The following is an 11198-nucleotide window of genomic DNA, read 5'->3' as shown; positions in this document are numbered from 1 at the left end:
GGCCCCTACAGAAGTACTCCTGCGCCCTTAGTTACTCTTGACCGGCGTCTCAGGCTTTTTGTCGTTGCCCGGAATGTACGGGCTCCACGGCTGGGCGCGGATCGGCTCCTTGGTCTGCCAGACCACGTTGAACTGACCGTTTTCCTCGACCTCGCCGATCATGACCGGCTTGTGCAGGTGGTGATTGGTCTTGTCCATGGTGAGCGTGAAGCCCGACGGCGCGGCGAAGGTCTGGCCGGCCATGGCGGCGCGGACCTTGTCGACATCGGTGGACTTGGCTTTCTCGACCGCCTGCGCCCACATGTGGATACCCACGTAGGTGGCTTCCATCGGGTCGTTGGTCACGGCCTTGTCCGCGCCAGGCAGGTTTTTCTTCTTGGCGTAGGCTTGCCAGTCCGCCACGAACTTCTTGTTGGCCGGGTTCTCCACCGACTGGAAGTAGTTCCACGCAGCCAGGTGCCCTACCAGTGGTTTGGTGTCGATGCCGCGCAGTTCTTCCTCGCCGACCGAGAAGGCCACGACCGGCACATCGGTCGCTTCCAGGCCCTGGTTGGCCAGCTCCTTGTAGAACGGAACGTTGGAGTCGCCGTTGACCGTGGAAATGACAGCGGTCTTGCCGCCCGCCGAGAACTTCTTGATGTTGGCGACGATGGTTTGATAGTCGGCGTGGCCGAACGGGGTGTAGACCTCTTCGATATCGCTGTCCTTCACACCCTTGGAGTGCAGGAAGGCGCGCAGGATCTTGTTGGTGGTACGCGGGTACACGTAGTCGGTGCCCAGCAGGAAGAAGCGCTTGGCCGCGCCGCCGTCCTCGCTCATCACATACTCGACGGCGGGGATGGCCTGCTGGTTAGGCGCCGCGCCGGTGTAGAACACGTTCGGCGACATTTCCTCGCCTTCGTACTGGACCGGGTAGAACAACAGACCGTTGAGCTCCTCGACCACTGGCAGCACCGACTTGCGCGACACCGAAGTCCAGCAGCCGAACATCACGGCCACTTTGTCCTGGGTCAGCAACTGACGGCCCTTTTCCGCGAACAGCGGCCAGTTGGAAGCCGGGTCGACCACGACAGGCTCCAGCATCTTGCCGTTGACGCCGCCTTTGGCGTTGATCTCCTCGATAGTCATCAGCGCCATGTCCTTGAGCGACGTCTCGGATATCGCCATGGTGCCGGACAACGAATGCAGGATGCCGACCTTGATGGTTTCGGCTGCCTGGGCAGTCCAGGTCATGCCCATCGCGGCGATGGATGCGGACAGGGTGAAAGCTTTGATCAGGCTGCGACGCTTCATTGGGCTGACTCCATTCGTTGGGTTTTTATGGTCGGACAGAACGCGGATAAGAAGCTGCCAAGCAAAGGCTGTGCCTAGCCCGTCAAACGAACCCGCATCGCAATAGTCAGGGGGCGGGAATTGAAGCGCTGCACCGAATGGGAGCCCATTGCGGGCCGTGGTGCGCTACGGTGATCGAAATTGGTGCGAGCAACGTAAAAGCCGCCCGAAGGCGGCTTCCACATCTGAATCAAACGGAGCCCGAATTGGTCGGGTGAGGAATTCATCACAAAACCGCCCGGCGATTTCGGGCTCCGCGACGAGCAATTTAAGCTGCTGCCGAGGTTTTGGCAAAGCCGGAAAAATTTTTATCGCGCAAATGACTTCAGTTTTCGTGAAAACTGCCGAGTGCCACCCTCGAGTCAGTGCTGATGATGCCCGGAAGGCTCGCTACGAACTTGCACCTGAACCTCGATATCGCCTGCTTTCTCGAAATGCAGCGTCAGCGGAAATTGCTGGCCGACGACCAGCTTCGAGCGGTCTTTCAGGTCGAGCAGCATGACGTGCCAGGTCATGGGCGCGAACTTCACGCTGGCCTGCGGCGCGACCGCCACGCTCTGCACTTGCTGCATCTTCATCAAACCATCGGCGTGGACGTGTTCATGGAGCTGCGCCTGCCCGGCGACCGGCGTCTCTACGCTCAATAACCGATCCGGGGTGTCGCCTTCGTTCTGGATCGTGAAATACGCGGCGACGGCTGGTGCGTTTGGCGGCAGTGCCATTGACCAGGGATCGTGGATCACCATCTTTCCCGCCGTGTAATCCTGCGCCTGGGCAAAGCAGGCTGGCAGGAGCAGTGCTGTCAGCATGAGGGCGTTCTTGAGCATGCAATGTTCTCCGGGCTGTTCGTAGCGGCTGTCTGGGAAAAGAGGGTACACCGGCGGATGTGTGTCGGCTGACCGGGCGTCGTCGCGAGCAAGCTCCCTCCCACAGGCGACGCATACCCTGTGGGAGGGAGCTTGCTCGCGACGGCGCAGGGTTGATCACCGCTTGTGACAAGCGTGCGCCAGAGCCCCCAGCACCTTTTCCGCACTCCAGAACACCCGATCCACTTCCGGCAAAGGCGGCCGCTTGAGGATCAAGACCGGGATGCCTCGTTCCCGCGCCACCTCCAGTTTAGGCTCCGTGGCGCTGCTGCCGCTGTTCTTGCTGATCAATACATCGATCCTGCGTCGCTCGAACAAAGCGCGCTCGTCTTCCAGCCGGAAAGGGCCGCGTGCGGCGATTACCTCGCAGCGCTCGTTGCCGGGGCAGGCGTCCAGCGCGCGCAGGGTCCAGAACTGGTGTTCGAATATCTCGTGCAGATGCTGCAAGGGCTCGCGGCCCAGGGTGAACAGAGGGCGCTGGAACGGCGCCATGGCGGTGTTCAGGTCCTGCCAGTCGGCGACCTCGCGCCAGTCGTCACCGGGGCCGGGCTGCCAGGCCGGACGGCGCAGCGCCCAGCATTCGATCCCGGTCGCGCGGGCGGCCAGTGCGGCATTGTGGCTGATTCGCGCAGCGTAGGGATGCGTCGCGTCGAGCAGCAGATCGACTTCCCGCTCATGGATGAAGCGGGCCAGGCCTTCGGCGCCCCCGTAGCCGCCGACCTGCACCTGGCAGGTCAGGTCCGTCGGCACGCGGCCGACACCCGCCAGACTGTAGATATGTTCGGGCCCCAGCGTCCGGGCGATGGCCAGCGCTTCGGTCACGCCGCCCAGCAGCAGAATTCGTTTCATCGCGCGTTCCTCACTCGACGCCCGCCTGCCCGACAATGCCGCCCTGGCGGTCAATGGCGAACACTTCAACCTGGACTTGAGCCGGAACCACGCTGCGCGCGAACGCCAGCGCATGTTGGCAGACAGCATCACCCAGCGGGATGCCCGCCGCCGCGCTCAAGGCCAGCGCCTGCTGACTGGTGTTCGCTTCGCGAATCTGCTGTTGCAGCGCAGCGTCGGCACCGACCTCCGCCGCCCAGCGCGCCAGCTGCGGCAAGTCGATGCTGGAGTGGCGACTGTGCAGGTCCATATGCCCGGCGGCCAGTTTGCTGATCTTGCCAAAACCGCCGCACAGGCTGAGTTTGTCCACAGGCACTTTACGCAGGTGCTTGAGCACCGCGCCGACGAAGTCGCCCATCTCGATCAGGGCAATGTCCGGGATTCCGTAGACCCGGCGCATGGTGTCTTCGCTGGCATTGCCGGTGCAGGCCGCGATATGCAGGTAGCCATTGGTCGTGGCGACGTCGATCCCCTGGTGAATCGAAGCGATGTAAGCGGCGCAGGAAAACGGCCGGACGATGCCGCTGGTGCCCAGGATCGACAGCCCGCCCAGAATGCCCAGGCGCGGATTCATGGTCTTGAGGGCCAGCGCCTCGCCGCCTTCGACGCCGATGGTCACTTCGAAACCGCCGGCATACCCGCGCTCGGCCGCCAGTGCCTGCAAATGTTCACCCATCATGCGCCGTGGCACCGGGTTGATGGCCGGCTCGCCGACCCCCAGCACCAGGCCGGGGCGGGTCACCGTGCCGACGCCGGGACCGGCGACGAACCGCACGCCGGGCGCCGGGACGAGACTGACCTGCGCGAACACCAGCGCACCGTGGGTCACGTCCGGATCGTCGCCGGCGTCCTTGATCGTTCCGGCCTCGGCGAAACCGTCCACCAGCCGGCAGAACTCCAGGCGCATCTGCACCTGTTTGCCTTTGGGCAAGGTGATCTGTACGGCGTCGCAGTGCGCTGCGCCCAGCAACAGACGCGCCGCGGCCAGACTGGTTGCGGTCGCGCAACTGCCGGTCGTGAGTCCGCTGCGCAGCGGCGCGGGCTGTTCGGCGGTTTCCTCGCGCATCAGGGCTTGACCACATCGAGCAAGGTGATCGGCAAGGCCTGACGCCAGGTGTCGAAGTCGCCCAGCGGTTTGGCGTGGGCGATCTGGATGCGGGTCAACTCGCCGGCGTGACGCTCGCGCCAGTTCATCAGCGCGGCCTCGCTTTGCAGGGTGACTGCGTTGGCGACCAGACGTCCGCCGGAGCGCAGCTGCTCCCAGCAGGTTTCCAGAATGCCTGGCCGGGTGACTCCGCCGCCGATGAAGATGGCGTCTGGGCGCTCCAGCCCATGCAAAGCTTCGGGTGCCGCGCCACGTATCAATTGCAGGCCTGGCACGCCGAGGGCATCGCGGTTGAATTCGATCAGTTGCTGACGCCCCTCGTCTGCTTCGATGGCCAGCGTCCGGCAGGTCGGATGGGCGCGCATCCATTCGATGCCAATGGAGCCGCAACCGGCACCGACATCCCACAGCAGCGCGCCGGGCGTCGGTGCCAGGCGGGCAAGGGTCATGGCTCTCACATCGCGCTTGGTGAGCTGGCCGTCATGTTTGAAAGCGTCGTCCGGCAGGCCGGCGAGCGTCGTCAGACGCGGCGTGTTGGCATCGGCCCGGCAGTCGATGGCCACCAGATTCAGCGCAGCCGTTTCACCTTGGTCCCAGTCGCTGGCCAACCCAGCCAGCCGCCGCTCGGCGTCCCCGCCCAGGTGCTCGAAAACGGTCATGCCGCTTGGCCCATAACCGCGTTCCCGCAACAGGCCCGCGATGGCGGCGGGGCTGCTACCGTCATTACTCAGCACCAGCAACCGTACGCCATGGTGCAGATGCGCGTTGAGCGCGGCCAGCGGCCGGGCCACGATCGATACGATGGACAGGTCCTGCAAGGCCCAGCCCAGGCGCGCCGCCGCAAGCGAGCAGGAGGAGGGCGCCGGAATGACGTGCATTTCCTCGCCGGGCACCGAGCGGGCCAGACTGGCGCCGACGCCGAACAGCATCGGATCGCCGCTGGCGAGCACACAGACCTCGGCACCGCGTTGTTCAAGCACGGGACTCAGCGAAAAAGGACTCGGCCAGGCCCGGCGTTCAGCGCGGATGCAGGCTGGCAACAACGCCAATTGCCGTGGGCCGCCGAACACCTGAACGGCACGCAGCAAGGCATGCCGGGCATTCCTGCCCAGCCCTTTGTAGCCGTCTTCCCCGATTCCCACGACTGTCAGCCACGGCGTCATGCACCTACCTCGATTCGAACTTCCGACAGAGCGTCTTTTCATGCCAGCGGACAAAGCAGGCATAATACCGCGCCCAAGGTGCTCAGGCGCGCCCAACGAACTCCAGCCACACTACAGAACGCTCACACCGGTGATTCCTTGAACGAGCAGAAGTCCGCTCGCCCCTCTTTCGCAACGCCACGTCCCTCGGCCTGTCCGGGGTTGCTGCGTATCGTCCCGGCGCTGGATGGCGGTATCTGTCGAATCAAACTGGCGGGCGGCGTCATCAGCGCCGAACAGGCGCACGCAGTGGCCCGGGCGGCTCGACGTCATGCCCAGGGCGTGATCGAGGCGACCAATCGCGGCAACCTGCAGATCCGTGGCATCGACGGCGACCATCAAGAGCTGATCAAAGCCTTGATGGACGCTGGTCTCGGGCCGGCCAACCCGGACAGCGACGACGTACGCAATCTGCTGCTCAGTCCTACTGCGGGGCTGGACCCGCAGATGCTGTTCGACGCCCGGCCCCTGGCGGCGCAGATTCTCCAGTCGCTGGAAAATCACCCGCGATTCCGGGAGCTCTCGGCCAAGTTCGCGGTGTCGCTGGACGCCGGCGAGGCGCTGGTCATGCTGGAGCATCCCCATGACATCTGGCTCTCGGCCCTGGAGCTGGACGGCGACAAGCTGCTGGCGTTCGGACTGGCCGGCTGCCCGGCCAACGACCGGCCGCTGGCTGCCGTGCCGCTTGAGCACGGGCATGCGCTGGTGGTGGCGCTGATCGAACTGTTCCTCGATCTGGCGCGCCCGGAGCAGGTCCGCATGCGGCACTTGCTGACACAGGTACCGGCCGAGCAGTTGTTGCTTCGTCTGGCTGCCCGCCCGGAGCTGAGTCTGCGCACTGATGAGCGGATAAGCGCGTGGCAGCGGCCGAAGATGACCTGCGAACGTCATCTGGGTATCTATCCTCAGTCCGCGCCCGGCATGGTCGCGGTAGGCGGGGCTGCGCCACTGGGACGACTGGATGACGCCATGCTCGCCGAAGTCGCTCGTCTGGCCGCCCAAACGGGTGACGGCACGCTGCGCCTGACGCCCTGGCAAAGCCTGCTGATCCCCAACGTACCCGCCGAACAGGCCCCACGAATACTCGACGACCTGGAGCGGGCCAGGCTCATTTGCAACGTCGAACAGCCGCTGGCTCGGGTCATCGCCTGCACGGGCAGCAGCGGTTGCGGCAAGGCACTGGCCGACACCAAGACGGACGCACGGCGACTGGCCGGGATACTGCCGCCGGGGCAGTCCGTCCATCTGACCGGCTGTGCGCGTTCCTGCGCGGCCGCCCACGTCGCGCCTGTGACCTTGCTGGCGACGGCTGCGGGCCGCTACGACCTTTATTTTCGCGACGCAGCGCAGCCCGGTTTCGGCCTGCTCAAGGCGCGCGACCTCACTATTGAAGCAGTCGGCGCGCAACTGGCCGCCGGCTCACGGAGCAGTACCCATGATTGATTACATCCGCGATGGTCAGGAGATCTATCGCAATTCCTTCTCGATCATTCGCGCCGAGGCGCGTCTGGACACCATTCCGGCCGACCTGGAAAAGCTGGCCGTTCGTGTCATTCATGCCTGCGGCATGGTGGAAGTCATCGAGGACCTGCGTTTCTCGCCCGGCGCCGGCGCGGCCGGACGCGCTGCGCTCGCGGCAGGCGCGCCGATCCTGTGCGATGCGCGGATGGTCTCGGAAGGCATCACCCGCAGCCGTCTGCCGGCCAACAACGAAGTCATCTGCACCCTGCATGATGACGGCGTGCCGGAAATGGCCCGCGAGCTGGGCAACACCCGTTCTGCCGTGGCGCTGGAGCTGTGGCGTCCGCACCTGGAAGGCAGCGTCGTGGTCATCGGCAACGCGCCGACGGCGCTGTTCTATCTGCTGGAAATGCTCGACGCCGGCGCGCCGAGGCCGGCGCTGATTCTCGGTTTTCCGGTGGGCTTCGTCGGCGCGGCGGAATCCAAGGCGATGCTGGCCGCCGACAGTCGTGGCGTACCTTTCGTGATCATGCAGGGCCGTCGTGGCGGCAGCGCCATGGCCGTGGCTGCGGTGAACGCCCTGGCGACGGAGATCGAATGATGCAGACTCGCGGCAAACTGATCGGCCTGGGTGTGGGGCCTGGGGATCCCGAGCTGATCACGCTCAAGGCCTTGCGGCTGCTGCGCGAGTCGCCGGTCGTGGCGTACTTCGTTGCCAAAGGCAAAAAGGGCAATGCGTTCAGCATCATTGAGGGGCATCTGCAGGATGCGCAGACGCTGATGCCGCTGGTCTATCCGGTGACTACGGAAGTGCTGCCGGCGCCCATGTCCTACGAACAGATCATCAGCGATTTCTACGATGAAGCGAGCCTGAACGTCGCCGCGCATCTGGATGCCGGACGCGACGTGGCGGTGATCTGTGAGGGCGACCCGTTCTTCTACGGTTCCTACATGTACCTGCACGATCGTCTGGCCGAACGCTATCCGGCCGAGGTGATCCCCGGCGTTTGCTCGATGCTCGGCGGCGCTTCGGTGTTGGGTGCTCCGCTGGTGTATCGCAATCAGAGTCTGTCAGTACTGTCGGGTGTGCTGCCCCATGACGAGCTCAAGCGCAAGCTGGCAGACACCGACGCGGCCGTGATCATGAAGCTGGGTCGCAACTTTCCCAAGGTCCGTCAGGTGCTCAATGAGTTGGGTCTTGCGCAACGCGCGCTCTATGTCGAACGGGCCACCATGAGCAACCAGAAGATCGTCCCGCTGGACGAGGTCGATCCGATGTCGTCGCCTTATTTCTCGTTGATCATCGTTCCGGGCGAAAGGTGGCAAGGCTGATGACTCACGAAATTCCCGCCATCGTCATTCTCGGCAATGGCAGCCTGGCGACCGCCCGACGCATCCAGCGGATCTACCCCGATGCGCTGATTCATGGCCTGGCCGAACGCGTTCAGGACGCGGACCTGCACTACACCGAATTCGGCGCGACCCTGCGGCAACTGTATCGACAGAACACGCCGATCATTGCGCTGTGTTCCGCCGGAATCGTGATTCGCACGCTGGCGCCGCTGCTGGTCGAAAAAGGGGCGGAGCCGGCAGTGCTCGCCGTGGCCGAAGACGGCAGCGCGGTCGTCCCGTTGCTGGGCGGACTGGGCGGCGTCAATGTCCTGACCCGCGAAATTGCCGGCGAGCTGGGCATCGCTCCGGCGATCACCACCAGCGGCGAACTGCGCTTCGGAACTTGCCTGCTCAATCCTCCGGCAGGTTACGCGCTTGGGGATCTGGAACTGGGCAAGCGCTTTGTCTCGGATCTGTTGTCCGGCGAACAGGTGCGCATCGACGGCGACGCGCCCTGGCTGGCAGCCGCGCAGTTGCCGCAGGCGCCTGACGCGCAGCGAACCATTCGCATCAGTTGCAGCGAACGCGAATCGTCGCCCGACGAGTTGCTGATCTACCCCCGCAGCGTGCTGGTGGCGATCAGCGAACCCGGTCCTGAGTCGGGCGAAATGATACGCCAGGCCCTGCACTCGGCGCGGATCGCCCCACAGGCACTGGCTTGCCTGCTGGCGGGGGACAGCGACATGGGCAACCCTGAGCTGCATCGGGCGGCCGTGGAGTTAGGCGTGCCGGTGCGGTTCGTCGAAAGCGCACCCGCGAGCGAAATGGCGCGTGCAGTCGTCCCGCAGTTACTGCCGCCGATCAGCGCCGGTGAAGGTATTGCCATTGCGGTCGCCAGCCAGCCGCTGGAGGTGGCGCGAATCGGGCGACCGCGCGGTCGTCTGGCGGTGATCGGGCTCGGACCGGGCTCGGCCGATCTGATGGTGCCGGCAGTGAAGGCCGAGCTGGCACGCGCCACCGATGTGCTGGGTTACGAAACCTACGTGCGCATGGCCGGACCGTTCCGTGCCGATCAGGTGCTGCACTGCACGGATAATCGCGAGGAAATGCAGCGTGCCCGTCATGCCTTCGAACTGGCGGCGCAAGGTCGCTCGGTGGTGGTGGTGTCCTCGGGCGACCCTGGGGTGTTCGCCATGGCCTCGGCGGTGCTCGAAGCTCTGCACGAGTCCGCTGATTCTGCGTGGCACGCGGTCGAGCTGGAAATCCTGCCGGGAGTGTCCGCTTCGCTGGCAACCGCGGCCCAGGCCGGCGCGCCTTTGGGGCACGACTTCTGCGTCATTTCGCTGTCCGACAATCTCAAGCCCTGGGACGTCATCGAGCAGCGTCTGGATCTGGCCTCGCAGGCCGACCTGGCGCTCGCGTTCTATAACCCGATCTCCCGTTCCCGGCCTTGGCAGCTCGGGCGTGCACTTGAAATCGTCCGCAAGCACCGCAGTCCCGACACACCGGTCACGCTGGGACGTGATATCGCCCGGCCGGGACAGAGCCTGCGCGTCATAACGCTGGGCGAACTCACACCCGAGCAAGTGGACATGCGCACCATGGTGCTTATTGGGTCTTCCACGACCTGCACGTTTAGCCGGCCCGGCGGCACCTGGGTCTATACGCCACGCTGGTATGGAAACAAGCCGGACTGATTGCCCGGACACGTCGGAATTGATCAGGCGGCCTGCGAGAGCAGGCTGAGCCTGATGCGTATTCGTTAGCCACGATCGTGGAATTTTTCTTTCCCGCCCTGCCCGAAATGTCCGAACGCGAACTGCGCGGCATGTAGCCGTTTTCAGTGACGCGCCTGAGTCGTTTCCTCCGAGCCAGTGTTTCCGGGCACCGACGGCTGCCGATGATTCTTTCTTTTTTCGCTTCGTTGTAAGACCGGCTCGGTTTCCCCCTCCAGTTGATCGCAAAGTGCCTCACTGAACCGCTCTGCCAGAGATCGCTAATCTCGTTTCTGTCCTTGGAAGACAAGGATCAACGGACGAATTTTTGACTCAATGGAACGATCATGAACGACACCCAACGCTTGCAACACATCGCCGCCTTTGAAATGGCGGACGGCACTCGCTCGCTGGCTGAACAGCTGACGGAAACTGGCGCGGCGGCGATTTACCCGGCTCTTGCGACGGATACGGCCCTCGCTGCGCAAGCGGCTGTGACTGGTGGCAGCCTTGTGGCCTTCGCCCAAGGTGTTTCCCGTCAGAATCGGGAGGACGTCATGGACTCCCTGTTGTTCGCCACGCTGGTCGCCAACAAGGCCGCCAATCCGGAGACCCAGAGCGACCACTGGTATCAGCAGTTCAATACGGTGCTCGCAACCCTTGGCTGGGTCTCCACGCACTGGCGGTATGCGCGCTACGGCACCGCCCGGCAGCAATTCACCATGGATCAGGCGGGTCTGGAAATCATCAAGTCTGCCATTGCGGCGGCGGCTCTGCCCGGGCCGGCTGCCTTTGCGCTGCTCAAGGTCGCCCAGGACGCCTTGACGGCGCTGAGCGCCAATGAAGAACCGTTGCGGCTGTTCGAGCGGCAGACGCGCACCCATCGCGGAGGCAATTTCCGGATCGCTTCCTGCAGCGAGAGCGGAGACGGGCTTGTGAATCTGGCCATGGGCGCCGTGGCGTTTCGTTCCGAGCTCAATGTCACGAACGTGCTGTTCTGGGAATGGAACAACTCTGAAGTCGAGATCTATCGCGGCGAGAACAACATGACCCTCAATACCCGCATCTATGCCCGTCATCGCGCACAGATTCAGGACAAGCTGGGCAGCAGTGCAAAAAGCGCAATCGCGGAATTCGACATCTGAGTATTCGCTTTCGGAGGCGCATCGCGCCTCCGTTCACCCGGTAGAAGGACTCGTCCATGAAACCACGTTTGAATGATGCGGTTGTCAACGCAGGATGCCTGTTGTTCTTTGCTCGATCCACGCCGGTCGACCGGCGTAACGACCTGCTGGAT

Annotated in this window: 10 protein-coding genes; 5 read left to right on the top strand and 5 right to left on the bottom strand. The window is 64.1% G+C overall.

Annotated elements, in window-relative coordinates:
- Positions 1-27 precede the first annotated feature (27 nt).
- The 5 genes from urtA to cbiE all read right to left on the bottom strand — a co-directional run bounded on the left by urtA (position 28) and on the right by cbiE (position 5354).
- Positions 28-1293 carry an urea ABC transporter substrate-binding protein gene (urtA, locus tag TRP66_RS13670; protein ID WP_333403102.1) on the bottom strand — a complete coding sequence of 422 codons (1266 nt, stop codon included), beginning with the start codon at positions 1291-1293 and terminating at the stop codon, positions 28-30.
- A 401-nt stretch (positions 1294-1694) separates the two neighbouring features.
- Complete coding sequence (locus TRP66_RS13665; protein WP_333403100.1) at positions 1695-2159, bottom strand: copper chaperone PCu(A)C; 465 nt, start codon at positions 2157-2159, stop codon at positions 1695-1697.
- Between the two features lie 156 nt (positions 2160-2315).
- On the bottom strand, positions 2316-3047 hold the full coding sequence (locus tag TRP66_RS13660; RefSeq protein WP_333403098.1) for a cobalt-precorrin-6A reductase: 732 nt from the start codon (positions 3045-3047) through the stop codon (positions 2316-2318).
- A 10-nt stretch (positions 3048-3057) separates the two neighbouring features.
- Positions 3058-4152: a cobalt-precorrin-5B (C(1))-methyltransferase gene (locus TRP66_RS13655; protein ID WP_333403096.1), complete on the bottom strand. Its 1095-nt coding sequence runs from the start codon at positions 4150-4152 to the stop codon at positions 3058-3060.
- The gene (gene cbiE, locus TRP66_RS13650) at positions 4152-5354 is read right to left on the bottom strand and encodes a precorrin-6y C5,15-methyltransferase (decarboxylating) subunit CbiE (protein WP_333403094.1); all 1203 of its coding nucleotides are present in this window, start codon (positions 5352-5354) and stop codon (positions 4152-4154) included. The genes TRP66_RS13655 and cbiE overlap by 1 nt, the downstream gene beginning before the upstream one ends.
- A gap of 138 nt (positions 5355-5492) precedes the next feature.
- Here cbiE and cobG point away from each other — a divergent pair, with 138 nt between their 5' ends.
- The 5 genes from cobG to TRP66_RS13625 all read left to right on the top strand — a co-directional run bounded on the left by cobG (position 5493) and on the right by TRP66_RS13625 (position 11046).
- Positions 5493-6836, top strand: a complete 1344-nt coding sequence (gene cobG, locus TRP66_RS13645; RefSeq protein ID WP_333403092.1) for a precorrin-3B synthase — start codon at positions 5493-5495, stop codon at positions 6834-6836.
- Positions 6829-7455: a precorrin-8X methylmutase gene (locus tag TRP66_RS13640; protein ID WP_333403090.1), complete on the top strand. Its 627-nt coding sequence runs from the start codon at positions 6829-6831 to the stop codon at positions 7453-7455. Before cobG ends, TRP66_RS13640 begins: the two co-directional genes overlap by 8 nt.
- Positions 7455-8186 (top strand): precorrin-2 C(20)-methyltransferase, encoded by a 732-nt coding sequence (locus TRP66_RS13635; RefSeq protein ID WP_333403829.1) that lies wholly within the window; start codon positions 7455-7457, stop codon positions 8184-8186. Before TRP66_RS13640 ends, TRP66_RS13635 begins: the two co-directional genes overlap by 1 nt.
- Complete coding sequence (gene cobJ / locus TRP66_RS13630; protein ID WP_333403089.1) at positions 8186-9883, top strand: precorrin-3B C(17)-methyltransferase; 1698 nt, start codon at positions 8186-8188, stop codon at positions 9881-9883. The genes TRP66_RS13635 and cobJ overlap by 1 nt, the downstream gene beginning before the upstream one ends.
- A 365-nt stretch (positions 9884-10248) precedes the next feature.
- Positions 10249-11046 carry a hypothetical protein gene (locus tag TRP66_RS13625; RefSeq protein ID WP_333403087.1) on the top strand — a complete coding sequence of 266 codons (798 nt, stop codon included), beginning with the start codon at positions 10249-10251 and terminating at the stop codon, positions 11044-11046.
- Positions 11047-11198: the final 152 nt, after the last annotated feature.

Origin of the sequence: Pseudomonas sp. JDS28PS106, from assembly GCF_036706555.1 — a bacterium.
GTDB lineage: Bacteria > Pseudomonadota > Gammaproteobacteria > Pseudomonadales > Pseudomonadaceae > Aquipseudomonas.
The sequence above is the reverse complement of the archived record's forward strand: the minus strand, read 5'-3'. Positions and strand labels throughout refer to the sequence as shown.

Coding starts and splice junctions, on each gene's coding strand:
- urtA (WP_333403102.1), bottom strand. CDS start 1,293: ATGAAGCGTCGCAGCCTGATCAAAGCTTTCACCCTGTCCGCATCCATC.
- TRP66_RS13665 (WP_333403100.1), bottom strand. CDS start 2,159: ATGCTCAAGAACGCCCTCATGCTGACAGCACTGCTCCTGCCAGCCTGC.
- TRP66_RS13660 (WP_333403098.1), bottom strand. CDS start 3,047: ATGAAACGAATTCTGCTGCTGGGCGGCGTGACCGAAGCGCTGGCCATC.
- TRP66_RS13655 (WP_333403096.1), bottom strand. CDS start 4,152: ATGCGCGAGGAAACCGCCGAACAGCCCGCGCCGCTGCGCAGCGGACTC.
- cbiE (WP_333403094.1), bottom strand. CDS start 5,354: ATGACGCCGTGGCTGACAGTCGTGGGAATCGGGGAAGACGGCTACAAA.
- TRP66_RS13640 (WP_333403090.1), top strand. CDS start 6,829: ATGATTGATTACATCCGCGATGGTCAGGAGATCTATCGCAATTCCTTC.
- TRP66_RS13635 (WP_333403829.1), top strand. CDS start 7,455: ATGCAGACTCGCGGCAAACTGATCGGCCTGGGTGTGGGGCCTGGGGAT.
- cobJ (WP_333403089.1), top strand. CDS start 8,186: ATGACTCACGAAATTCCCGCCATCGTCATTCTCGGCAATGGCAGCCTG.
- TRP66_RS13625 (WP_333403087.1), top strand. CDS start 10,249: ATGAACGACACCCAACGCTTGCAACACATCGCCGCCTTTGAAATGGCG.